The organism is Dankookia rubra, from assembly GCF_004355005.1.
In the GTDB taxonomy this organism is placed as follows: Bacteria; Pseudomonadota; Alphaproteobacteria; order Acetobacterales; family Acetobacteraceae; genus Paracraurococcus; species Paracraurococcus ruber_A.
On record NZ_SMSJ01000243.1, the window covers coordinates 1 to 1882 of the forward strand.

The following is a 1882-nucleotide window of genomic DNA, read 5'->3' on the forward strand; positions in this document are numbered from 1 at the left end:
ACTTCGGTCGCCGCCTCAAGCGACTACGCGGCCTAACGCCATACGAATTCATCTGCAAAGCATGGACGGCGGAGCCGCAGCGCTTCACAGCAAACCCGCACCACGAAACCCCGGGACCAAACACCTAGCCCGCAAAATTCATGAGGCTGGGCGGGCGGCCTGATAACGTCCGCTTCGCTCGCTTTGTGGTTGTGCGGCCGCGCGTTGCCGGTTCCGGGTTCGGAGCCGGTGGCAGGGGGCGGATCGCGGTGCTGGCTGGTTGCGGTTCGGAGGGCTCGGCTGGCGCATCCGCCCCAAGGCTCAGCAGGTCAGGCGCGGCATGTGCTCGAGGGCGAGGCGTAGGATGGCCCTGTCCGGGCAGGCGCTCGGCAGGTGCAGCATGACCTTGGTTTTAAGCGCGACGACGCGAGTGGCGAGTTTGACCAGGCGCAGTCGCAAGGTGTCGAACTGAGCCACGCGCCAAATGGAGCGTTTTGGCATGAGGCTGCGGAGCGACCAGAGCAGCCAGTAAGCGGCGGTATGCAGCATGAGGCGGACCTGGTTGCCGGTAGCGCGGCAACACGAGGTCCGATCGGCAGCGAGGTGGCGCTTCCAGGCCTTGATGTGGCTCTCGGCCTTTCCCCTCGCGCAGTACAGGTACTCGTAGATCCGGCGCGGCGTGCCGCCGGCGAGGTTGGTGACGACGAAGCGTGTGTCGGTGCCCTGCAGTCCGGCCTCGACGCGGGCGATGATGCGCTCGACCCGGCTCCAGCTGCCGGCGCCGTCCCAGAACACCTTGTAGCGGCGCAGCTTGCCGCTGCCCGGCGTCGCCGCGTACCGGGTAGCGGTGCTCTGCTCCAGCGCCGCGATATGCTTGTGGAGCGTGGTGGTGGCAGCCACACCGAGCACGAAGTCAAGCCGCTCGGCACGACAGAAGTCCAGCACCTCGGGCGCACAGTAATGGCTGTCGGCGCGGATCAGGATCTCGACCCGGGGCCAGTGGCTCCGGATCCCGCGCACCAGGCGGCGCAGGAAGGCACGGGCCTCGGCACCCGTGGGACGCCGGGCCGGGCGCAGCATGGCGGCCACGGGGCGGCCTTCGCCGTCGAACACCACGATCGGCTGAAAGCCGTACTCCTCGTGGTAGGCGTTGAACAGCCGCAACTGCTGCCCGCCATGGACGGCATCGAAGGTGTCATCGACATCGAGCACGATGCGTCGGGGCACCTGCCGGAAGCTGCCGCAGTACAGCCCCACCATGGCGCGGGCCATCCGCAGCAGCGCCCGAACGTCCGGCAGGTTCTCGAGCCGTGAGATGGTCGGTTGCGAGCAGAGTGGACCGCCGTCGGGAAGCGTATCGAGGGCGAGCTTGAAGACCGGATCGTGCCGCAGGCTGTTGGCGTCGTTGCCGTCCTCGTAACCGGCCGCGATCATCAGCATGCGGAAGCGAAGGATGGCAGCGAGGCGATGCCGGACTCGCTCCGGCGCGCGCGGGTCGTCGATGCAGGCCGCCAGCCGGTTGGCGATGCCGAGCCGGCGCTCGATCTCACGGAGCGCCAGCAGGCCGCCGTCGGAGGAGAGCTGACCGCCGTCGAACCGGGCAATCAGGGGCTTGCCGCCGACCGGTGACAGGCCGGGCAGCGGCGGGGTAGCTTCAACCGTGACGGGCATGGCCTCCGGACGCGGCTGGGTTTGTGTGTCGCAGCCAAATGCTACGTCCGCACAACCGCTTGCGCCATACCCGTCAGCCCTCGTGCATAATCCGGGCTAGGACCGCATGCGATTGGACCAGTTTTATTGATCCGGCCTGGGCGGTCTTGAAGGCGAGTAGGATCCGTCCAGGTTGGGGGCATGAAGCATGTGGACATGCGCAAGCTGCCGGCGGCGGCGCAAGAGGAACGTC

Annotated in this window: 1 protein-coding gene and 1 pseudogene; one reads left to right on the forward strand and one right to left on the reverse strand. The window is 67.7% G+C overall.

Going from position 1 to position 1882, the window contains the following annotated elements; translation table 11 throughout:
* Window positions 1–128, forward strand: a pseudogene (locus E2C06_RS36290) (IS481 family transposase); the annotation flags it as partial.
* 172 nt (window positions 129–300) lie between these two features.
* Here the strand turns inward: E2C06_RS36290 and E2C06_RS36295 are convergent.
* On the reverse strand, window positions 301–1650 hold the full coding sequence (locus E2C06_RS36295) for an IS1380 family transposase (protein WP_133293361.1): 1350 nt from the start codon (window positions 1648–1650) through the stop codon (window positions 301–303).
* Window positions 1651–1882: the final 232 nt, after the last annotated feature.